We start from the raw sequence: 19,848 nt of genomic DNA, 5'->3' as shown, positions 1-19,848 counted from the left end.
TAATAAGTGCAGGCCATAACGTCATAGCAGAACGTTTATCGCCAGGAACTCTGTCAGAGGATAAATATCATGGCTTATAGAAATATTTTGGTTGCAGTCGATCTCTCTCCAGACAGTCAGATACTGGTTCATAAAGCCGTTTCGCTGGCTGAGCGTGACGGCGCTAAAATCTATTTTATTCATGTGGATGTGAATTATGCGGATATTTATAGCAGTCTGGTTGAAGAAGATCTCGGCCCTGAGCAAGAGCGTATTGAAAAAGAAAATCGGCAGCTAGTTCAATCCTTAATTGATGCGGCGGGCTATCCCATCAGCGCAACCCTGTATGGCAAAGGCGACTTTATTCAGGCGCTGGAAAATGCGGTCGTAAAATATGATATCGATTTGATTGTGTGCGGCCATTACCAGGATTTCTGGAATACGCTTAAGTCGGCAGCACGGCAGTTAATCCATCGAATGCACATCGACATGCTGATTGTGCCGCTGAGCAAAGATAATGATGAGTATTTTGAAGAGGACTAACGCGTTTCTGTTATAAAAAAGCCGGAACATTTCCGGCTTTTTAGGGTTGATTGCATTTTCAGCCGCTTCGTCGGGCATAACTGCCATCGCTTAGCCAGCAACCAGACCAAACACCGATCCGGTAAAGCCGGAGATCCCCATGGCCGCGATGCCTCCGAGGGTGACGCGCAGTATTCCTCTCATCACCGGCGCGCCTCCTGTTGCGGCGGCGGCGCCACCAAGCATGCCGAGTGCTAACAACGTCGCAGCCACAACCGCAGTAACTGCATAATGAAAGGGGGTAATCACTGCGACGGCAAGGGGTAACAACGCGCCTGCGGCAAAACTCGCCGCTGAATACACTGCCGCTTGCAGCGGACGTGCGCTGCTGAATTCGGTGATGCCGAGCTCATCCCTGGCATGTGCGGCAAGGGCATCGTATGCCATTAGTTGTTCCGCTACCTGTCGGGCCAGGAGAGGAGAAAGCCCGCGCCGGACATAAATTGCCGTCAACTCATCCGTTTCCAGTTTAAAATCAGCCTTCAGTTCGTCACGCTCCTCAACAAGGGCCGCTCTTTCGATATCTGATTGAGAAGAAACAGAGACATACTCCCCCACCGCCATTGACATGGCGCCCGCAATCATACCGGCTATACCGGCAAGTAAAACATTCCGGGGAGTGCTGTCAGCCGATGCTACGCCTGTTAACAGACTGGCCGTAGAGACAATGCCATCATTGGCGCCCAGCACGGCGGCGCGCAGCCAACCGGAGCGGGACATTTTATGATTTTTCACCATATGTTCACCACCGAGCAACGCTTATCTGCATCAGGCTGTAGCAAGCCGGAAAAACAGGCGGAGAGAGTGTTCCTTTGCTCCCGCTTACGTACGGCAACGTTATAAAAAAAGCATAACCAGACAGGCGTAAACTGCTCGTTGCCGGCTCAGTTTTATCATGCGCTCAGCCGGGGTTTTGAATTGCTGATAAGTGGGCAGCGCATGATGGCGAAACCAGAGAAAAAGCATGTCCATGAGCCAGAACAGGCGGTTTCTGCACGTTAAAGTAAGCCTGTCCCGTGAGGCAAAATATCGGGCTTCATCCGCCTTGCAAATAAATCCTTTTGGTTCGCAGTGGGTAAAAATGCGAGGCGATAACGGCGGCTTTTTTATTGGCGCCATAAATTTATTTCTGTTTACCAGATGCAAACCAGCCGCTTTATATCAATCCGTGAGGCCACTGCATGAAATTATCGCCGCGATTATGTTAACGGGCTACCGCTGTGCCGCCTGTTAATTCAACGCATACATTCTTAAGGGGCGCCTGACGACGCCAGCGCCACTCTCCTTTGTGTTACAGCACCTCCTTGCTTTTTACCAGCGTGTCTGGCTTCCAGAACGCCCGTTCGCCTGAATCATGACGCTTGCTGGAGTTGAGCATGCTTATGCGCGTACCGGTACTGGGCTCCCGACAAATGAAAGATGGCAAATGGAGCTTTACTGTCTTAACGATGTCCAGCAGCGGCAATGTAATGCTATCTCCCACCCCGGTCTGGCTAAGACGATTAATATGACTGACGAGGCATGTAATAAAACGTGTCCGTAAGATGTCGCTTCCTTTCTGACATAACCCGTCAGTTAAAGGTAACAGAATAAAAGTGCGGATGTCGCCAGGACTGTAACTGCTGTAAAGCTCCCAGAGAAAACGGCTGCGCGTTTCGTCAGTTCCTGACTTAAGTTGCAGAATAAATTCCTGTCGGCGAGCTTCCCAACCGCTGGGCCGGTAATGCCAGGAATCGTTTAACAGAGTATATATATCACTCAGCGTGTCCCCGGAAGACGTTAAAACCCGAACAACCCTGATTTGCGCAACCTGCGGCTCGCTGTAACCCTTTTCATGAGGGGAAGAAATAAGCAAAGCGGCCTGCCAGCCTTTTAACGTCATAGGCAGGATATTGAGCATTCGACATACAGTGGATACAGACGTAAGCATAATAAAAATCCCCCGCCGGTTAAAAATTAAACTATCATAGACGCGCGGCAAATGCAGAAAGATTAATAATTATCAATAAAAACGGGCGATAAATTTAAGGTGTGTTTTAATTTAGAATATTTTTCACCCCTCATTAAGCGAGACACGAAGGGTATGTTTACCGAAACAGTAACTCATCTCTTTTTATCTGAGACGCAGCCTTGTTTTTATTCTTACATTGGCGCTGGTTGACTGTCGCGCCCTTCAGGCTGTAAAAAAGAGCCGTCAACGATGACCTTGCGAAAATTTTCACGTTGCAGTTTTATTACCTAAAAGCGCCTTTAAAATTAACACAATGGCCTTTTAATTTTTAACGTGAATTTAAGCCATAATATGATATTGATAAGAAACGCTATTCAACGCCATGCAAAAAACGCGATAAAGCAGTACGGTTATTCACCAGGGTCAGTCATGGTATTTTGAATAAACCGTTTATCAAGCAGATACAAAAGCAGAGAGACTCTACGCCCGGTCCGCTCTGCCGTGTCTGGCGGCAGGTTATAACGCAGGGAGTAGCGTTTACCTTTTTTATCATAAAACTCGACATCCAGCACCGGCATGATAAGCGCAGGGAGTTTTCGGTATCTCAGCACGATTTGGGAATCTCCCAGTTTCATATGCGTCGTTAAAACATCCTGTTCAACAAGCCTCGGCTGACGGGTATGATCGGGCGTAACGGTGATGATCTTCATGTCATTATCTTCATAAGCAAACTATTACTATACCGGGTGGAGGAACCCACGGTTCCTCCTGATACAAATGGCCAAACTTATCCGTTTTTCTGCTCAAGCGCTTCCGGCGCCTTTTGATGAATTGGAATACGCTGCGGTTTTTGGCTTTCAAGTAATTCCTGATGCAGACCGACTGTCAGGATGCCATCTTCAAGGCTCGCGTCTGTTACTTTCATATGTTCCGGAATAGCATAATTCAGACAGAAATCGGTACGGCTGATGCCTTTATGTAACCATCCTCCCTGCGTTTCTTCTGCGCTGCGATTGTCATCAAATTTCACTTCTTTTTTGCCGACAATGGTTAACCGTCCGCCTGTAACTTCAATTTCCAGTTCATGTTCTTTCCAGCCGGGTACGCTCAAACTAAGCGCGAAGCGATTTTCATCCATTTGGCGAATATCATAAGGCGGTTTAAAGGAGACGGGTAAATCCCCGGTGAGCTGACTAAACAATCTGTCGATGCGGTTAAACCTGTCAGAAAAAACTGCATCGGTTAATGAAGGATAGGCTGAAAAATCGTGCAGGGACATAATGATAACCTCCTGAATTATAAATATTCAAAAGTTCATCCGGGCAATATTGCTTTCAGATCGTGATAATTTATAGAACAGGTGAAATAATTTTCAAGCGAAGCAATATGGCTGTTTATTAAACAGTTAACGGTTTTATGATTACGATCAATTGATCAAACAATAAACAACCCATCACTTAAAAAGTCGTCTCGCCTGGTGGAGGATAAGATGCAGGAGATCCATCTGGTAATATGTGGCATGAGGCGCTATGAATAACCGGTTGCTCGTCTCGCTGCATGAGCGAGACGCTAAACATCAATAAGCGATTCGGTGATAAAAAACCGGGTAAAACCGGCTTATTTATTACCAGACAACAGCACCGTTTCTGCATGCCGTAACTTAATTTTCATCCCGCATGATTTTTATCCATAGCGCACCAAGCAAGGCGAGATCAAGCAACAAAGCGAAGGCGTAAGGGAACCCCGCCGTTTCTGCAAAAGCCGCCTGAATCCGCAGGCACGTCATAACAGCAAGCGATATCGCGATAATAAGCGCAGCCAGTCTGCATTTGGCTGGACGCGCCCGATATAATTGCCGGGCTTCGCCGCACAATATTGTCGCCAGGCCTGCTCCCTCTGCCAGCCCGGAAATAACGGTCCCCATCAGCAGCAGTGATTTATTATTTGCTTGTGTACATGCAACCAGTAATAAAAAAAGGCCCGCGGCGTTAATCAAAAAAGCCAGACACAGAAATCCCGGCGTATTCCCTGCGGCGAACAGGCTTGTTTGCATCAGCAATACGCCAACAGCGAGGGTGAAAAATAATAACATCACCAGCCCGGCGGCAAAGAGCCAGCCCATCTGCGCGTTGAGGCGAAGCAGCAGCGCGACCTGCGCGGCAAGCCCACTGAGCAGTAAAAAAGCGGCATTACGCGAGGCGGGCAAAATCGACATCATCATGACGACTCCTTATAAGTAAAACGATGAGAAAAAATTCATCCTCCCAGAAAGATGGAGTAAGCTTATCCCCTGCTTAATCAGGTGATCAAAGTCAGGGTTTTCATCCATAGATGAAAATAACTCATCATGAAACCATCACGTCTGCCGCCGCTTGGCGCTTTACGCGCCTTTCATTCTGTTGCCACGCTTTTAAGCTTTAAGCGCGCCGCTGAACAGCTTAGTGTCAGCGCAACTGCCGTCAGCCACCAAATCCGCCTGCTGGAATCGATGCTGGAATGCCGGGTTTTCGAACGCAACGCGCAGGGCGTTAAGCTCACTGAAGCAGGCCATTTACTCTATGTCGGTACGCAAAGCGCGTTTGCGGCGCTGGAGGCGTCGGTAAAAAAAATCGACCAGACGAGGCAGCCGCCGAGGCTTACCATTACCACCACCTCCAACTTTCTGACTAACTGGCTGGTGCCGCGACTGGCTGAGTTTAAGGTCCGCTTTCCGCAAATTGATTTGCACCTGCATACCAGCGTTGAAAGCATCGACCTGACGCAAAAAACGGTAGATGTCGCTATCCGCTATCGCGAAAAGGCGGAAGAGAAATTGCACAGCACGCTGCTGTATGAAGATAGGTTTATCGTGGTCGCCAGCCCCACGCTTGCGCTGAAGCAGCCCGACGATCTGGCTCACGCCACGCTGTTTCACATCGATAATCGTCATGTCCCTGCACAGTTGCCGGACTGGCGACACTGGAAGCAACGTTACGGGCCGGCAACGCTGAATATCGCCCGTGGGCTGCATTTCAGCGACGAGACGCATGCCCTCCAGGCGGCCGTGGCGGGACAAGGCGTGACCATTGCAAGCAAGCTGCTGGCGGAAGATTTGATCCAGCGCGGTATGCTGGTCGCCCCCTTCCCCACTTCGTTGCCGGGAGCGAATTACTACCTGGTCACGATGGAAGAGACGGCCAGTCGCCCTGATGTCGTTGCGTTGCGAGCGTGGTTGCAGGAAAAAATGGCCGCCAGAGCGCTTTAAGCGTTGCAAACTTTTGCGCCTGAATGCGCCGGCTCATGAACGTTTTCAGGCTTAACCGCGCACTATCACCGCTCAGCGCGCGCACTCTGGCTGACCTGCCGCAAGCGGGTCAGGCTGAAGATCAGCGCCAGTAGGGTTGCCGCCAGCGCCAGCCAGAGCGCTATCCGCACCGCCTGCTCCTCCTGAACTATCCCGCCGTCGGGGGCAAAGACCGCAAGCATAACTCCCACGAAGGCGGCGCCCAGGCACTGGCCGAAGGTGCGCATAATGGCCAACACGCCGGATGCATAGCCGCTGTGCTGGCGCGAGGCGTTAGCCAGCATCTCCCGGTTATTCGGGCTTTGAAAACAGCCGAAGCCAATACCGCAGATAAACCCGCGCAGGCTGATATCCCAGGCGTGCGCGTTCTCCGGCAGTTGCGCCAGCAACAGCAGCCCGAGACTAAACAGGCACAGCCCCGAGGTGGCGATAACCGCTGGCGTATAGCGGTCGGCAAGCCGTCCGGCATGCGGCGCCACCAGAATGATGCCGACCGGCCAGGCGGTGAACAGCAGCGCCGAGTCGAATGCGCTATAGCCATAAACGTTCTGGAACAGAAACGGCAGCGCCACAAACGTCATCCCCTGGCTGACAAACGAAGCCAGCGAGGTCAGCGCCGCCAGCGAAAAACGGGAGGAGGCAAACAGCGCGGGCGGCAAAAGCGGCTGCGGCGCGCGGCGCAACCGATGCGCAAACGCCGCAGCGGCCAGCAACGCCGCCAGCCCGTAAGCCAGCGCTACGGGCAACGCCTGCCGGTGAGATAACGCATCGCAAGCCATCACCGCCGCGCCCAGAAATAGCGCTGAAAGCAGCGCGCCCGGAGTATCAAACGGCCCGCTCGCTATCGCCCGTTTGCCAGGAATAACGCGAAGCGTAAAGGCCAGCGCGATGATGCCCGGCACAATATTAATGGCAAACAGCCATGGCCAGCCGAACCCCGCCAGCAACGCGCCGCCGCACACCGGCGCGAGAGCGGTGACGCTTGCTATCAGCAACGCGTTGAGGCCGAGAATGCGCCCGAGCAGCCGGTCAGGAAAAACCGAGCGCAGAATAGCGGGCGCAATACTGAGCGTGGCCGCCCCGCCGACGCCCTGCAGAACACGCATCGCCACCAGCATAGTCAACGAAGATGACAGCGCGCACCCGAGCGAGGCCAGCGTAAACAGCGTCAGCCCGAAGGCGAACAACAGGCGAAACCCCAGCCTTGTCGCCAGCGCGGCGAAAATAGCCAGCGTCATGGCGGCCGAAAGCAGATACCCGTTGGCTATCCAGACCGCGCCGGCGGCGGACGCATTCAGCGCGCGGGCCATTTGCGGCAGCGCAATATTCACCATCGAACCGTCGAAAACCGCCATGGTGGTGCTTATCATCACCGCTATCATCGCCAGCGCCCGCTGGCGGCCCGGCAAACCTTCATCGCCAGGTTTGTTTGAAAATAACTCCATGTTTGCCTCTGCTGCTGTTTGTGCTTGCGTTCACTCTACTTTCAGGGGATACATGGCGGAAGACGCAGCAGTTGCAGTTATATAATGCAGCAGACGCCATACAGGCTTATACCCGGTGGAATTAAAAGACGATGGATGAACCCGACCTCAATTTGCTGTTCGCCCTGAACGTATTACTGGCGGAAGCCAGCGTGGCGGCCGCGGCCCGGCGGCTTGGGCTTAGCGCGTCGGCCATGAGCCGCACCCTGAGCCGACTCAGGGACACCACCGGCGACCCGCTGCTGGTGCGGGCGGGACGAAATATGGTGCTAACGCCTTATGGCCAGGCCATTCGCGAACGTACACAGAACGCGGTTTTTGCGGCGCGAGCCGTGCTGCGCCCCGCCTCGTCAACGCTTGATATCGCGAACCATGAGCAGATGTTTACCATTCGCGCTAACGATGGTTTTGTGGAGGCTCTCGGCCCGGTTCTGGTCGCAGAAGCCGCAAAAGCCGCGCCGGGCGTGCTGTTGCGCTTTGCATCCAAGCCGGAAAAAACGGACAAACCGCTGCGGGAAGGACGGGTTGATCTGGAAATCGGCGTGCCGGGCGAAATGGGGCCCGAGATCCGCCTGCAACTGCTGTTTCGGGACAGGTTTGTCGGCGTGGTAAATCATGGCCATCCGCTGGCTGCAATGGCGCAGGTGACAGCCGAACATTACGCCGCCTGGGGGCATGTGGTCGCATCACGGCGCGGTTTGCTGGCCGGGCCGGTAGATGAAGGCCTTGCCGAGGCAGGGTTAAGCCGCAAAGTCGCCGCCATCGTGCCCGGTTTTCCGGCCGCGCTGGCCGTGGCGCGCAACACCGATCTTATTGCGCTCGTGCCCGCCTCGTTTCTTATTAATCACCCGGCGCGCGAGACCCTGTCTGTTTTTGAGCTTCCTGTAAAAACGGCGGCGATTTCAATATCGCAGATGTGGCACCCGCGCTCAGAAGTAGACCCGGCGCACCGCTGGCTGCGGCAGTTTATGCTGCGGGTTTGCCGCGCACAGGTGCCGCAATGGGATAAATAACCGCCAGGTTTCATCGCAGGCGGCTTTACCCTTGTCGCCATGCGATTTATCTCTGAGGCGGCAGGGTCCGGATCTTTTGCCGATACCCCCTCCCCTGACTATGCCGAACCGGTAATCATAATGTCGTCATGATTTAGCCGGGGAATAAACGTCGTAGCGGCGGACATCTGCCTGTTTTGCTAATGCGACAACGGCGAGTAAATAGCGAAGCGGGATCCGAAGACATCAGGAATATTTAACCCGCCCTGTTAAAACAGAGGCGGGTCTATACCAGGAATTGATCGTCACGCTCGTTTGCAACCCCTGCCAGTGTAATAAGGATAATGCTTCACGCCGTGTCCCCTGATCCGCCAGGATAGTATGGTACTGACTGAAAATACGCTGCCTTTCGATCTCATCCATCACGCGTTTACGTTCGAGCAAAAAATTCAGAGCGGATTTAAAATAATGATCTGCACAATCCTCATTTATCTTCAGTCGGTTTCAGCGTCATCGAATACCCTTCCAGCATTACAGTGCGCGGTTTGTCCGGGTCGAGATCATCCCGCGTCAGCACCAGCCGCCAGTCATTTTTACGTATATCTGGCGTACGGAACTGCGCCACCAGCGTCACATACTGCGCCTTTTCATCCAGCGGCAAATTCAGCGATACCGACGCGCCTGGTCGTACCCATACGTCTTTTTCAGCCAGCAGGTCTGCACTCAGCGTCATACCGGCATCGGACTGAAGCGCAGCATAGTCCGCTTTATCGAACGTCTGCCGGTCTTTGAGCTGATATACCCATACGTCGGTCGCCAGCGGCATCCCGTCTTCATCGGGATTAAGCGCCGCACGGGCTGTAAGGTCGAGATGCAGGGTTTTCACCTGTTTGTAAAAAATGGCCTTTGCCACTGACGTTGTGCCGTCGCTGACACGCTGGGTCAGGCCACAGCCGGTTAACGTAAAAGCCAGCAACAGCAGTAGAGTAAGTTGTTTCATCATTGTCCTTTCAATCTTCAACCTCAGTCACCTCGCGGCGGACGGGGTTCTTTTGCAGTCCTTCGTAGCGGCCAAGTTTAACCGTTACTACTTCCGGCATTTCCGGGTCCGGTCCGGTATCGTCCTGGTCATGGCCCAGCAGGAATGAATAGCCCATGTAAACGCTGTCCTCGCGTTCACGGACGGACAATCGCGGTGCAGGCAATAGCCTGCGGGGAAAGGTCAGAGAGATCCGGGCGTCATAGCGCCAGCCCAGGTAGACCCGCAACAGTGAGAGTAAATCGAGGTACAGCGAGCATTTTGGCGGCATCCAGCCCCGCACATCGGCTTTGCTTTCGGTATACAACCGGATTTCAATCGTGCTGTTCACATCCCAGGCAAAGCCACCCATCACCGGGCGGTCATCCAGGACAAATCCGTCCCCGTTCGCGCTCAGGGTCAGTTCAGGGATTTCCACTTTCCGCTTATAGCGCGGTATCACCGTAACGGTGGTGTCCGACGTAATCATCTTCACCACCGAGGCGACACCTTCCGCCGTACGTCCCGGCACCTGCAGGGCAGGCAGCATCCCAAGAAAGCGTGACAGCGGAGTATCCAGGTGTTCTGCCGTACCGGGAATACCGAGTCCCGCCAGCCCCAGCAGGCACTGCGAAATCCGGTCTGTTCCGCCGTCTTCAAACGACGCCGGGTAGCTGTGCTTACGCCAGATGCGGTAATACTGCGTTATCAGACGGTGGTTGAAGATATCGAGGAAGTGCTCCACCGTTTCATGACCCTCACGCCGTTGCGTGATGTCATCGATATACGCCGTGGGCAACGGTGATGTGACGCCGTACAGTCCCATAAAGGTGGTTCTGACCGTGGGCGGCGAATCCGGATTGTCATCGGGGTTGCATTCAATGCCCCTGAACTCACCCGCCGGAAAGCCCATTCCGGCATACGGACGCAGACGCACCGGGTCATCACCGATGCGCCAGCTGCTGCCGAGCGGTGGATACTCAGGATGCGTCTTTTCCAGCCACTGCAGAAAGCGGTAAAAATTCGTATACGGCAGGTCCCTGCCAAACGCGTCATTCAGCGTCGTAAAGCTGACTGATGGTTTTCTTTCCATCGCAGGCAGTGTCCCGTCGGTTGCAGTATCAGGGTGAGCCGGTTAAACAGGTGCATATCGGCGTATTGTGCGAAAAAGCGGTTCAGCAGGCCGCCAAACAGCCATACGTCGCCTTCGCCTGCGAAGTGCGTGCTATCGAGAGTCACTTCAATATCCACGCCCCGTATCAGGCCACGCTTCCAGTATTCGAGGCGGTGGTGTTCAACATTCAGGATGCCCTGCAGGCGGCGACGGTTGTTATCGTTCTCTGTCCAGTTATAGAGCGCAAGGGTGTTACGCAGCACCTCTGTATTGTTCATCATCCACAGAAAGCTGCTCCCGAGCTGGCTCAGCAGCTTCCAGTGAAAGCGGTTCTCGTTCGGCGGGTAGCAGGGCATAGACGGCGGACAGAGATTGCGCACGCGAACCGGGGTCTGTTGCGTACCGGCAAGCTGGTCGAGCAGAATACTCTGCAGAGTTTTGCGCGGCAGACTGCCATTGGTACCGGTGAGGCTCAGCGCCAGCGGCTCGTCCGGTAACAGGCGCTCCCGTTCAAATTCTTCGCCGCCGAGAATCAACCGGGTTTCCGTACGGCCTGACGGCCCCCGCAGCACGCGGGTATGAAAATACCGGGGTGGACGTTCACGCCGGAGCATGCCGCCCCGCTGTTCAAACAGACGAAACGAGGTATAACGCGGTGCATCCTCTTCAAACGAGGCGGCCACCGATTCCACCGCGAAGATTTCGGTATGCGGGTCGTCATCACGTAATGGCTGGAGCCGGTATTCCGTCTGCTCTGCATTAATCGCCAGCGGACGTGCATCAAGGCGAAACAGATTCACCACCGGCACGCAGTGCAGACGCAGGTTCTCTTCGCTGACGGTGAAGTCGTGCGGCCAGTGCTGCGTGAAACGGAACTCCAGCTCAAACCAGGACAGCGTTTCAGGCCAGGCAACCTGCTCCAGCCCTTCCAGCGAGACGAACATAAACTTCTCACGGAAGGTGAAGTATTCCAGTAAATGCTGGTAACCATTGTACTCGCTCTTCTCCACCTCCCACAGGTGCGCATCGTCATCAAAGGCGCTGGCGTGAAAACGCAGCGGTAAAGGATTACGGTCCACATTGCCGGGCATCCGGATATACGCCTGCGCCACCCGACGGGTCAGAAACAGGTGCAGCAGTGAGGCCAGCGGCGCATCGCCGTTCAGGTAGACAGGCAACGCGGAAAGGTCAAGCCGTTGCCAGTCAGCCGTGTTGCCGCAGGTAAAGTGCAGACACAGGGCATTTACACCGTCCGGCTCGGTATAAATACTCGCCTTCTGAAGGGCAAGCGGTTGCAGGGTCAGTGGTCGCGTGGTGCGGTAGCGACAGCGTACCCGGTTATCTCCCACCGGTGCAGAAACCACTTCGGTATGCATGAGCACTGTGTCACTGTGCTTAAGCGCATCAGGCTCCGGCGCGATTTCCACTATGCACATCGACGGCAGCGGACGCAGATAGTGCGGCCACAACAGACTAATCACACCTTCCGTAAGTTCGGGGTAATCATCATCGAGCTTCTGGCGCACTCGGCCCATCATGAAGGCAAAGCCCTGGAACAGACGCTCGACTGACTCATCCATCGCCCCGTTCATTGTCAGTCCCATTTCACGGGCTTCTTCCGGGTGTAATTGAGCAAACTCCCGCGCCGCATCACGCAGATAGCGCATCTCGGTATCGAAGTAGCGGAGGGTTAAGTCTTCCATTACTGGTCGCCTCCGGCATCTTTTCCTGTATAACCCGCTGCCGTACTGTCCGTCTCGACAAACACCTGCTGCGGTAGTCTGAACCCTTTCAGTCTCAGCAGCGCCAGCGGGCCCTCGCCTGCATCCGTACGCAGCATCATGTTCAGCGTGTCGCCGTCCGCCGTTTTCCAGCTCAGCACAAAAGTACTGTTGTCCACAGCCCTCACCTGCGCCTTATCCAGCAGACGGATAAAGCCCCAGCTTCCGGGGTAATCGGCGTATATACGTTCTCCGGTGTTCACGCTGGTCCAGGTGAGGGTGGTGCGTGGCTTCCACTGGCTGTCCGGCCAGACGAACGGCTGCCAGCTCTCCACCTGGTTGTGGTAATCCAGCTTCTGCTGGTCGAGGAACAGCGAGGTCTGCATCACGTCGCGGGCGGGTTTGCCCATCAGTTGAAAATGCACGCTGGCATCGCCGCCGGTGAATACCACATCGGCCAGTTCGCTGAGCGCATTCAGGGCGGTAATGAAATCCGGATTAAAATGCAGCCCCTGACTGCTGATGGCATCCGGCACCCAGCGACGGCCTTCCTTATGCAGCACGCCGCCAAGGCTGGTTTTCACAAACTGGGTAATACGCCCGGTATCGTTGCGCAAGTACTGCGAAAGCAGTGGTAATGAGGCTTCACTCTGCTTATTGGGGGTAAACGGCCAGCGGTCGTTAAAGTCATGCTGCCAGTCGTTGACGATGGTCTGTTGCCACTGGCTGTTGATGCTCCCGGCCGTCGGGGCCAGCACCTGCTGCCAGGCCTGCTCCATCGGCTGCACAAACAGCGCCTGCCCAAAACCGCTCCACTCCTGGCCGAGACTAGCTGCTACCAGACTGCCGTAATCGCGGGTGTCAGTCACATCCACCGATTTTCCCTGGAACACGGTCTGCGCCAGCGCCTGCATCATCGCCTGCGGGTCAGCGGTGTTCGTCACCTGCTGGAGTTTAAGGCGCACACGGGTGACGCGGGTCAGGAAGGTCTGCAGGCTCAGGCTGTCGCTGCCGACGTTCTGGTTACTGAGCAGTGCCAGCGCCGGACCAAAGGTCGCATCCAGCGGGCCATGCGGTTCGGCATTCTGGTCGATGGCTTTTGCGTTATCGCTGTGCAGCAGAATCTGCGCCGATTTCACCAGCGAGTCGGACAGGGCTTCCTGTGACTGTCCGGCACGCCCCTGCTCGTTCAGGGTGTTCATCAGCGCTACCAGCGGCGACTGGCGCACATCAGCGAGTATCGTCAACTGGTCAATGGCATCCGACAGCGTGGCGGCATTCTGCCAGTGCAGGCTGTTGAGGAAGTTGAGCCACGCCCCGGCATAGTCGGTAAAGTAGCGTTCCGTCAGACGCGCTTTAAGCGCGTCCGGTGAAATATCCGAGGCCACCTGATGTTTGCTCTCACTCAGCACCCAGTCAATTTCATCCCGGCGCTCATTCACCACTTTATCAATGGCGGGCTGCACGGCGTTGTCCCAGGCGTCACGGGTGAACATCCCCGGCACCACCTCATCGGTGGTAAACAGCCGCGCGGCATCGGTATCACCGGTCATATCGGAGAGGCGCATATCGGCGTAATTGTGGGATACCTGTTGCAGCATCTTCTGGTAGAGCGCGGATTCTGCGTTACGCTGACCAATCAGGCGTAACAGGGCGCTGCGTGTAGCGGAAATCAGCTGAGGGTCGACGGGGATTTTCCACTCCGGATGAGATGGCAGGTTTTGCGCCATAAAGGTCAGCTGGCGCGGCCCCTCATACTGCCATACGCCGGGTGCCACACCGTCACGGCGCGGCCAGAGGGTCATCACCGTTGAGGTGAGGAAACCGGCGTCCATCTTCTCCGGGCGGCTAAACATTAACAGAGCCTTCAGCCAGTTATAGGCATCCCGGCTCAGCTTCGCCCGCTGGTCGCTGTCGGCAGGCAGCGCATTCCAGGCGGTCAGCGTGTCGCGCAGTCTGGCTGCGGTGGCATCCCGCAGCAGCGGCAGCGCACTGCGGGCATATTCCGGCCACAGACGAGCCAGCAGGTCATTATTCTGACTTTGACCAAAACGGCTGTACCACGGCACGCCGTGCTCACTCCGGTACTGCAGGCGCTCTATCTCTCTTTGCAGTTCGTCCAGTGCACCCAGGCGTTTATCCGCGTTCTGGTGTTCATTACGGGCCGTCGCTGCCAGCTGTTGGGCATCCGTAATCTCATTACGGTTGGTATGCCAGGAAAACAACACGCCCGCGCAGGTCAGCCCGAGGACCACCAGCACCGCCTGATACAGCGTGCGCTCCCACGCCATCCCGGCTCGCTGGATTTTAAGCCCCGGTAAATCGTCCAGAATGGCGGTCCAGCTGTTATCCGGCAGCCAGCGCTGTTTGTCGGTTCCATCCTTCGGGTAAACCGGCGGACTGAACATCACTCCGCGCAGCGGCACCGCATAGGGGCCGGTAAGCAGTGACACCGCCAGCGCATGGAAGCGCTCCGCCATCCCGTTACGCAACTTCCAGCCCAGACGCAGCAGAAAATCATGGGCGTGATTCGCCAGCCCCTGCTGTACGCCCGGTGCCATCAGCGTGTCCGGCAGGGATTTCAGCGCCGCCACCAGCTCCGGCGGTGTGGTATGCGGCGCCAGCAGGCAGCCCACCGGCTGGGTCACGCGGCCTTCCTGCGGCCAGTCGCTTTTCTGGATTTCCCACAGGTACAGCGGCACGCGCCAGCCCAGCTTCTTATAGCGTTCGTTCAGCTGGCGCACAATCAGGTCGCCCTGCATCGCCTGACGCAGCTCACCGTCATAGACCAGCACTATCGCACTGACCGCGCAGCGCTTAAGTTTACGCAGTACCGCAATACGGGCGCTGTCCGCCCCTGAGAGCAGACTTCCGCCCCATACCGCCACCACGTTGTTGGCTTCCAGCCATCCGGCTTCTGTCAGGCCCGGTACAGCAAGATCGGCCTGGTTCGGTGAGCCGCAAATCACCACAAACCGCACCTTTCTGCGCCAGTTAAGCCCGTAGTGATGCTTCAGGTAATCACGCATCTCCGTGATATACGCGGGCGTGGAGACTTTTCCCTGCCGCGCTGTGTTTTGCCTGTCATCGTCTGACTTTGGCTCCCGCTGCTGATACAACCGGTAACCAGCCATTACGGCAGTCAACAACGCCTGAACGCCCAGCCAGACCAGGCCCATCTGTGCAGGAGACAGTCCGTAATGTTTGCCCAGCAGCCATACCACTCCGGCAGACAACACTCCCGACACCAGCGTAAACAGGGTTGCCCCCGATGGCCGCCAGACCTGTCCCTTAAGCGACATTCTCACCTCCACTGCTGACACTCATTAAAAACGCCTCACTTCCCTTCGCCAGTGCCAGCACCTGCGTTTCACGGGTATGCTCTGCCATCTGTATTGCCTGCGTGACCGCAAACCATGTTTCGCCGTCTTTCATCTCGCCCAGCCAGTGAGGCAGATATTGCTGAGCCGGTGATGCGGGCGGAATGACCGTCGCTTCCCCCTGCGCAGCGACAGCCTTAAGCCGCTGGCTCAGGGCGACCATCAGACGGCTGATATGTGGCTGAGTGATCGCATCAGACCACACGCCCTTCATCGTATTACTGACACACTGGTATTGCAGAAACTGCCGGAGATCACCGTCAGGTAACGAGTTATCAGTGGGGAACACACGGTGCAGCGTGGCACAGGGCCGCAGCCCGGTACGGGTATCCGGATGAGATAACAACCAGGCCACCGCTCCCTGAGTGCCTTCGCTGTCGTTAGTCCAGTTATGACGGATAATGAGCCAGCCCGAACGCACCGCATTTTTCTGTTGCCAGAGCGTCATCTGGCGGCTGAAAGGCTCAGGCTTCATTTCCGAAAGCTGGATCGAGGAAAGAGGCAATGACAGCGCCGCCCACACTGACCGGAAACATTGCCAGTCGTCCTCTGACGCGCCTTCCGGCAGGCAGATCGTCAGTGACTGGCTGCGGGTGAAAATCTGTAGCGCCACACGCAACGGGGTTAGCAACTCGGTAAACAGATACGTGGCTCCCGGACAATCAGGCAGTCGCATCGGGGCATCGACACTCACCGGCTCACCGCTGTCCTGCGGTGACCGCACCTGTTCAGGGAAAAGAGTACTGACGCCTGACACCACCATGCCTTCCTGTGCCCACGTCTGCCACTGCGCTTCCAGCATGGCGTTGTACTGCGTGGTGCCATCAGCGTGCTCCAGAAGTACGCCGTAACGGTACATCCACCAGCCAGCAATCCCGGTAAACAGCAGTATCAGCACCACCACACCGGCAAAGGCGTAAATTAGCGCCCGCGAGTCATGCAGCCAGAAATAAATACCGCATCCGGCCATCGCCACGGCTGAGCAACTTAACATCAGTGCCCGCCACCAGCCTGACCACGACGGTGCAGCAGGCCAGTGAACCGCATCCGGCGAGGGGATTTTCCATGCCATCAGATTCAGTTCCCCAGAATGCCGCCGGTGGCGCTGGCAATCACCGTGCATCCACACTGGCACAGCGCACCATCAAAGGCGGCCTGTTCACTGTCTGACTGCCATTCGGGCGATGTCCCCACAATGCGGTTAATGCCATGCCCCTCAATCGGGCAGGACACCAGATCGTTGAGTAATGCGGCTTTGATACCGTCGATAATCATGGAGGAAGAAGCGGAGATCACTTCCCCGCCGCTGCTGAGTTTGTCGTGCAAACGTACAATACCTTTAGTCATGATAAAAACCTAAAGAGACTTAATAGAATTCAATTCGAGTCAATCCTAAAAAATAAAATATAGCAGCAATAAAGGATGAGCTAATAATAAAAACAAACAACAATATGGTTATTCTGAAAAAATAGGATTTTCGGGGTAACACCTCTTGCATATTACAATTAAAACTATCAATAAAAAATGGATATGAACTAAATAAAAGGCACAAAGCCACCACTAGGGTAAAAACCATATCGCAATGAAAAGAGTTTATTGTTAATGTACGAACTCCGTCCTTGATTAAATGAAAAATAAAAACAGCAGATCCAACAAGCCCCAATAACACCCCCCATTTAAAATCACTTTCATATAACATTTTTTTGACAAACTTAAATTCAATTATGCTAGCCAGCCCAATAAAGCTGAACCTCCTTGAATTTTCACTTTTTCGGTAATAATTAGAGATAATAGATCTAATTTCTATCAACGGTATTAACCCCATATTTTCAGAACAATACCTGTACATTTTTTCCAATTTTGACCCAGACATATCTCACACCTCCAATAATTATCAGTTTGTGAATTTGACAGTAATATCACCACTTTCATTCTTATCAATTACATAAACTTTGTTCACCGAAAACATCATTCCAGGCATCGTAAATGATATTTCGCATTTCCTATAGAAAGGATTGGCATCGTCTTTTGATATGGTTTTTATTGATTCTACATTCAGTTTTAATTCATCTGGCGCAACACTTTCCCGAGTCAACATATATGTTTTTGTCGCCAGATCTTTCTTTATGCTATCAACTAGAGAGTCTTTTACATTCTGACCATCGCATTCAACAGGAGTCGATGGAGTACAACCGGCCAGCAACATTATGGATATTGTAAAAACTGAAATCATTGTTATCTTACTCATTATAACGTCCTTAAATGAAAACAATATTAGTAATAATAAAAGTAGTTCACCCAAGCACTGCGACGAGAAGGTAAATCCCGGTCTGCCAAGGTGAGAGGTTTAGAAGAAAGCATTTTTACACGCGTTTTGGTAAGTTTCCGAAGATCGACATACTGAGAGTCAGCAACTCCCAACGTGGTAAGAATATTTTCAGTAAGAAGAAATACTGGCCCTGGTCGTTTTTTCACCTTCCATGTTGCACGACCAAAAGCCAAAAGTAAGATCCCGCCAAACATTGCGGCACAAACAGCAATTCCTTTCCAGTCCACACCCTTAAAGTAAAATATTATCAATATAATAAGAAATATACTTGCAAACACTGGCATCCCGTACACCAGTCCAAAACGAATATCAGCCTCTCGCCCACAACGACAACGCGGGGTTATAGATAGCGTCCGCAATTCAGGAAACATTATGGCGTACACCAGATAGTGATCGTCTTCACCCATTACGGCCATTTCGACATAATCACCGACCTGGACATGTGTTTTTCCTAACCAACCATAAAAGGGAACACCATTAATTTTTCCGCGAACAAAATCGCAACGATCACTTACACGAACATCACTCTGCCCTGTCACCGCAGATCCAGCTGCGTTTCCAGTTATCGCTAGCAACAGTGCCCCTACCTGATTTCGCGCCTCCTTTCGGGAAAATGCTTCAGGGTCATATTCACGTTCGGTGAAATATCCCATAACTTTCTGCACGCTAAATTCTTCCAGCACACCACAGATCTTTACCAAAGGCTTTCTAGGAGGAAGTTCAGGTGGTGGCGGTTCTGTTGCTAGAATAGCTTCCAGTTGCAGGATTTTTTCCTGCCTAATTTTTATCTCTTGCTCAAAATGCCTTCTGAGAGACGGATTTTCTTTATTAATCGCATCCTCTCTTACGCGAATTTCGATGCGAAGACTGGAGAGTTCCCCTTTAACTTTCTCAAAATCGATAAACTCGCCTGAGAACACCCTATTTGCTGTCATAACACCACTCCAAGGGCTTTTTGATATTCTTCCTGCTGGTTGTCATACTCCTTGTCACGAGGCTTTTTGGGGCCGATCAGCCAGGTACTCTTCAGTTTTTCATCAGGCTCCACCCCGAACACTCCTTCCCTGCACCATTTCTGCAAGTCATTGCCAAAGTAATAAATAACCAATTGTTCAATCAGTAAAATACCGATCATTACTTCCCAACTAGCAAGAACACCGATAGCTTCTGCAAAATCACCAGTGACAAGAAGTTTGTCATGCAGACGAATAATGCCCTTTCCCATCAGAAATCCCTTTCAGTAGTAATAGAAGTAGTCTCGCCAGGCATTACGATCCGGCATTGGTCTGGAACCTTTTAGCGGAGGTTCGCTTTTTAACCTTTTTTTTGTTTTTTCCGGCAAATTAACCCATTGAGGATCAGAAAACCCCAGTGTGGAAAAAATAGATTCAGACAGCAAAATAACGGGACCGGGATTCTTTCTGATACTGCGCATGGCGAAAAAATAGGCCATCGCTAACATGAAAGCGAAAACACCAGCACAAACGGCTATACCTTCCCAGTCAACGCCACGAATACGAAGATATGTTAAAATAACCAGGAAAATGCTTCCTATCCCCATGACCGCATATTTGCCGAAACTGATTTCAGCTTCCCTTCCAGCCCCACAACGAGGTGTCATAGAAATAGTCTGAATTTCAGGAATCATTAATGCGTAAGTTACATAGTGATCCCCTTGCCCCATCACAGCCATTTCAACGAAGTCACCGGGTTGAGCATTGGTTTTTCCCAGCCATCCATGAAAAGGAATACCGTTGATTTTTCCTCGAACAAAATCACAACGATCATCCTGTCGAATATCGCTCTGTCCTGTTACCGCTGAACCTGCGGCATTTCCCGTCATCGCCAGTAAAAGGCTCCCCACCTGATTACTGGCTTCCTGTCGTGCAAACTCTTCGGGATCATATTCACGCTTGGTGAAATAGCCGATCACTTTCTGCACACTAAATTCTTCCAGCACACCACTAACTTTAAATAAAGGCTTACGCGGTGGTAGCTCTGGAGGTGGTGGTTCC

General features: G+C 53.4%; 21 protein-coding genes. 4 read left to right on the top strand and 17 right to left on the bottom strand.

What is annotated here, in order from left to right; all coding sequences use genetic code 11:
* The first annotated feature begins 69 nt into the window (after nucleotides 1-69).
* A complete protein-coding gene (locus tag MT962_RS06020) occupies nucleotides 70-522 on the top strand; it encodes a universal stress protein (RefSeq protein WP_024555404.1) in 453 nt (150 codons plus the stop codon).
* A 90-nt stretch (nucleotides 523-612) separates the two neighbouring features.
* Here MT962_RS06020 and MT962_RS06015 read toward each other — a convergent pair whose 3' ends face one another.
* On the bottom strand, nucleotides 613-1,299 hold the full coding sequence (locus tag MT962_RS06015) for a VIT family protein (RefSeq protein ID WP_024555403.1): 687 nt from the start codon (nucleotides 1,297-1,299) through the stop codon (nucleotides 613-615).
* Between the two features lie 226 nt (nucleotides 1,300-1,525).
* Here MT962_RS06015 and MT962_RS06010 point away from each other — a divergent pair, with 226 nt between their 5' ends.
* Nucleotides 1,526-1,795, top strand: coding sequence for a hypothetical protein (locus MT962_RS06010; protein ID WP_152526335.1), 270 nt, complete (start codon nucleotides 1,526-1,528; stop codon nucleotides 1,793-1,795).
* Between the two features lie 57 nt (nucleotides 1,796-1,852).
* Here the strand turns inward: MT962_RS06010 and MT962_RS06005 are convergent, their stop codons facing one another.
* The 4 genes from MT962_RS06005 to MT962_RS05990 form a co-directional block, all read right to left on the bottom strand.
* Nucleotides 1,853-2,491: a MerR family transcriptional regulator gene (locus MT962_RS06005; RefSeq protein WP_247365156.1), complete on the bottom strand. Its 639-nt coding sequence runs from the start codon at nucleotides 2,489-2,491 to the stop codon at nucleotides 1,853-1,855.
* A 431-nt stretch (nucleotides 2,492-2,922) separates the two neighbouring features.
* Nucleotides 2,923-3,222, bottom strand: a complete 300-nt coding sequence (locus tag MT962_RS06000; protein WP_247365154.1) for a hypothetical protein — start codon at nucleotides 3,220-3,222, stop codon at nucleotides 2,923-2,925.
* A gap of 77 nt (nucleotides 3,223-3,299) precedes the next feature.
* Nucleotides 3,300-3,791 (bottom strand): Hsp20 family protein, encoded by a 492-nt coding sequence (locus MT962_RS05995; RefSeq protein WP_024555400.1) that lies wholly within the window; start codon nucleotides 3,789-3,791, stop codon nucleotides 3,300-3,302.
* Nucleotides 3,792-4,172: 381 nt separating this feature from the next.
* Entirely contained in the window at nucleotides 4,173-4,733 is a 561-nt protein-coding gene (locus tag MT962_RS05990; protein ID WP_247365152.1) for a hypothetical protein, read from the bottom strand.
* Nucleotides 4,734-4,859: 126 nt separating this feature from the next.
* Here MT962_RS05990 and MT962_RS05985 point away from each other — a divergent pair, with 126 nt between their 5' ends.
* Nucleotides 4,860-5,756, top strand: coding sequence for a LysR substrate-binding domain-containing protein (locus MT962_RS05985; protein WP_247365149.1), 897 nt, complete (start codon nucleotides 4,860-4,862; stop codon nucleotides 5,754-5,756).
* 65 nt (nucleotides 5,757-5,821) lie between these two features.
* On the opposite strand, the gene MT962_RS05980 is transcribed toward MT962_RS05985, so the two are convergent.
* Complete coding sequence (locus MT962_RS05980) at nucleotides 5,822-7,240, bottom strand: MFS transporter (protein WP_024561169.1); 1,419 nt, start codon at nucleotides 7,238-7,240, stop codon at nucleotides 5,822-5,824.
* A 131-nt stretch (nucleotides 7,241-7,371) separates the two neighbouring features.
* Between MT962_RS05980 and MT962_RS05975 the strand changes: the two genes are divergently transcribed.
* Nucleotides 7,372-8,292, top strand: a complete 921-nt coding sequence (locus MT962_RS05975) for a LysR family transcriptional regulator (RefSeq protein WP_247365147.1) — start codon at nucleotides 7,372-7,374, stop codon at nucleotides 8,290-8,292.
* 463 nt (nucleotides 8,293-8,755) lie between these two features.
* Here the strand turns inward: MT962_RS05975 and tssJ are convergent, their stop codons facing one another.
* The 11 genes from tssJ to MT962_RS05920 all read right to left on the bottom strand — a co-directional run.
* Nucleotides 8,756-9,274 carry a type VI secretion system lipoprotein TssJ gene (tssJ, locus tag MT962_RS05970; protein ID WP_028019786.1) on the bottom strand — a complete coding sequence of 173 codons (519 nt, stop codon included), beginning with the start codon at nucleotides 9,272-9,274 and terminating at the stop codon, nucleotides 8,756-8,758.
* A 7-nt stretch (nucleotides 9,275-9,281) separates the two neighbouring features.
* A complete protein-coding gene (gene tssG / locus MT962_RS05965) occupies nucleotides 9,282-10,382 on the bottom strand; it encodes a type VI secretion system baseplate subunit TssG (protein ID WP_247365146.1) in 1,101 nt (366 codons plus the stop codon).
* Nucleotides 10,346-12,106, bottom strand: a complete 1,761-nt coding sequence (tssF, locus tag MT962_RS05960; protein ID WP_247365145.1) for a type VI secretion system baseplate subunit TssF — start codon at nucleotides 12,104-12,106, stop codon at nucleotides 10,346-10,348. Before tssF ends, tssG begins: the two co-directional genes overlap by 37 nt.
* Nucleotides 12,106-15,426 carry an ImcF-related family protein gene (locus MT962_RS05955; RefSeq protein WP_247365144.1) on the bottom strand — a complete coding sequence of 1,107 codons (3,321 nt, stop codon included), beginning with the start codon at nucleotides 15,424-15,426 and terminating at the stop codon, nucleotides 12,106-12,108. Before MT962_RS05955 ends, tssF begins: the two co-directional genes overlap by 1 nt.
* On the bottom strand, nucleotides 15,416-16,576 hold the full coding sequence (locus MT962_RS05950; RefSeq protein WP_247365143.1) for a hypothetical protein: 1,161 nt from the start codon (nucleotides 16,574-16,576) through the stop codon (nucleotides 15,416-15,418). The genes MT962_RS05955 and MT962_RS05950 overlap by 11 nt, the downstream gene beginning before the upstream one ends.
* Before the next feature lie 5 nt (nucleotides 16,577-16,581).
* A complete protein-coding gene (locus MT962_RS05945; protein ID WP_247365142.1) occupies nucleotides 16,582-16,851 on the bottom strand; it encodes a PAAR domain-containing protein in 270 nt (89 codons plus the stop codon).
* Nucleotides 16,852-16,870: 19 nt separating this feature from the next.
* Nucleotides 16,871-17,377 (bottom strand): hypothetical protein, encoded by a 507-nt coding sequence (locus MT962_RS05940; RefSeq protein WP_247365141.1) that lies wholly within the window; start codon nucleotides 17,375-17,377, stop codon nucleotides 16,871-16,873.
* A gap of 21 nt (nucleotides 17,378-17,398) precedes the next feature.
* Nucleotides 17,399-17,752 carry a hypothetical protein gene (locus MT962_RS05935; RefSeq protein ID WP_247365140.1) on the bottom strand — a complete coding sequence of 118 codons (354 nt, stop codon included), beginning with the start codon at nucleotides 17,750-17,752 and terminating at the stop codon, nucleotides 17,399-17,401.
* 26 nt (nucleotides 17,753-17,778) lie between these two features.
* Nucleotides 17,779-18,768 carry a putative type VI secretion system effector gene (locus MT962_RS05930; protein ID WP_247365138.1) on the bottom strand — a complete coding sequence of 330 codons (990 nt, stop codon included), beginning with the start codon at nucleotides 18,766-18,768 and terminating at the stop codon, nucleotides 17,779-17,781.
* The gene (locus tag MT962_RS05925) at nucleotides 18,765-19,058 is read right to left on the bottom strand and encodes a hypothetical protein (RefSeq protein WP_247365136.1); all 294 of its coding nucleotides are present in this window, start codon (nucleotides 19,056-19,058) and stop codon (nucleotides 18,765-18,767) included. Before MT962_RS05925 ends, MT962_RS05930 begins: the two co-directional genes overlap by 4 nt.
* Before the next feature lie 12 nt (nucleotides 19,059-19,070).
* Nucleotides 19,071-19,848, bottom strand: a 778-nt coding sequence (locus MT962_RS05920) for a putative type VI secretion system effector (protein WP_247365134.1), incomplete at its 5' end; no start/stop codon positions are given.

It is taken from the genome of Franconibacter sp. IITDAS19, assembly GCF_023079515.1.
Lineage (GTDB): Bacteria > Pseudomonadota > Gammaproteobacteria > Enterobacterales > Enterobacteriaceae > Franconibacter > Franconibacter pulveris.
This window is presented reverse-complemented; position numbering and strand designations above follow the sequence as displayed.

Coding starts and splice junctions, on each gene's coding strand:
- tssJ (WP_028019786.1), bottom strand. CDS start 9,274: ATGATGAAACAACTTACTCTACTGCTGTTGCTGGCTTTTACGTTAACC.
- MT962_RS06015 (WP_024555403.1), bottom strand. CDS start 1,299: ATGGTGAAAAATCATAAAATGTCCCGCTCCGGTTGGCTGCGCGCCGCC.
- MT962_RS05950 (WP_247365143.1), bottom strand. CDS start 16,576: ATGGCATGGAAAATCCCCTCGCCGGATGCGGTTCACTGGCCTGCTGCA.
- tssG (WP_247365146.1), bottom strand. CDS start 10,382: ATGGAAAGAAAACCATCAGTCAGCTTTACGACGCTGAATGACGCGTTT.
- MT962_RS06000 (WP_247365154.1), bottom strand. CDS start 3,222: ATGAAGATCATCACCGTTACGCCCGATCATACCCGTCAGCCGAGGCTT.
- MT962_RS05955 (WP_247365144.1), bottom strand. CDS start 15,426: ATGTCGCTTAAGGGACAGGTCTGGCGGCCATCGGGGGCAACCCTGTTT.
- MT962_RS05930 (WP_247365138.1), bottom strand. CDS start 18,768: ATGACAGCAAATAGGGTGTTCTCAGGCGAGTTTATCGATTTTGAGAAA.
- MT962_RS06010 (WP_152526335.1), top strand. CDS start 1,526: ATGTCCATGAGCCAGAACAGGCGGTTTCTGCACGTTAAAGTAAGCCTG.
- MT962_RS05975 (WP_247365147.1), top strand. CDS start 7,372: ATGGATGAACCCGACCTCAATTTGCTGTTCGCCCTGAACGTATTACTG.
- MT962_RS05995 (WP_024555400.1), bottom strand. CDS start 3,791: ATGTCCCTGCACGATTTTTCAGCCTATCCTTCATTAACCGATGCAGTT.
- MT962_RS05940 (WP_247365141.1), bottom strand. CDS start 17,377: ATGTCTGGGTCAAAATTGGAAAAAATGTACAGGTATTGTTCTGAAAAT.
- MT962_RS05945 (WP_247365142.1), bottom strand. CDS start 16,851: ATGACTAAAGGTATTGTACGTTTGCACGACAAACTCAGCAGCGGCGGG.
- MT962_RS06005 (WP_247365156.1), bottom strand. CDS start 2,491: ATGCTTACGTCTGTATCCACTGTATGTCGAATGCTCAATATCCTGCCT.
- tssF (WP_247365145.1), bottom strand. CDS start 12,106: ATGGAAGACTTAACCCTCCGCTACTTCGATACCGAGATGCGCTATCTG.
- MT962_RS05990 (WP_247365152.1), bottom strand. CDS start 4,733: ATGATGATGTCGATTTTGCCCGCCTCGCGTAATGCCGCTTTTTTACTG.
- MT962_RS05935 (WP_247365140.1), bottom strand. CDS start 17,752: ATGAGTAAGATAACAATGATTTCAGTTTTTACAATATCCATAATGTTG.
- MT962_RS05985 (WP_247365149.1), top strand. CDS start 4,860: ATGAAACCATCACGTCTGCCGCCGCTTGGCGCTTTACGCGCCTTTCAT.
- MT962_RS05925 (WP_247365136.1), bottom strand. CDS start 19,058: ATGGGAAAGGGCATTATTCGTCTGCATGACAAACTTCTTGTCACTGGT.
- MT962_RS06020 (WP_024555404.1), top strand. CDS start 70: ATGGCTTATAGAAATATTTTGGTTGCAGTCGATCTCTCTCCAGACAGT.
- MT962_RS05980 (WP_024561169.1), bottom strand. CDS start 7,240: ATGGAGTTATTTTCAAACAAACCTGGCGATGAAGGTTTGCCGGGCCGC.